At 64.6% G+C, this 229-nt stretch carries 1 pseudogene; it reads left to right on the top strand.

Features of this window, described 5'->3' with window-relative positions:
* A pseudogene (locus J5M58_RS27735) lies at positions 1–229 on the top strand (amino acid permease); the annotation flags it as partial.

The raw sequence follows: 229 nt of genomic DNA, 5'->3' as shown, positions 1-229 counted from the left end.
AACATGGCGGCGCGTGCCGATGTGGGCGCGGTGCTGATCGGCTGGGGCATCACAGCTGTTGGCATGCTGGCGCTGGCGTTCGTGTTCCAGACCCTGGCCAACCGCAAGCCTGACCTGGATGGCGGGGGTGTATGCCTATGCCAAGGCCGGTTTCGGCGACTACATGGGCTTCTCCTCGGCCTGGGGCTACTGGATCAGTGCCTGGCTGGGCAACGTCGGCTACTTCGTA

The sequence above is a fragment of the Pseudomonas sp. 32_A genome (assembly GCF_017490905.1).
Taxonomy (GTDB): domain Bacteria; phylum Pseudomonadota; class Gammaproteobacteria; order Pseudomonadales; family Pseudomonadaceae; genus Aquipseudomonas; species Aquipseudomonas inefficax.
This window is presented reverse-complemented; position numbering and strand designations above follow the sequence as displayed.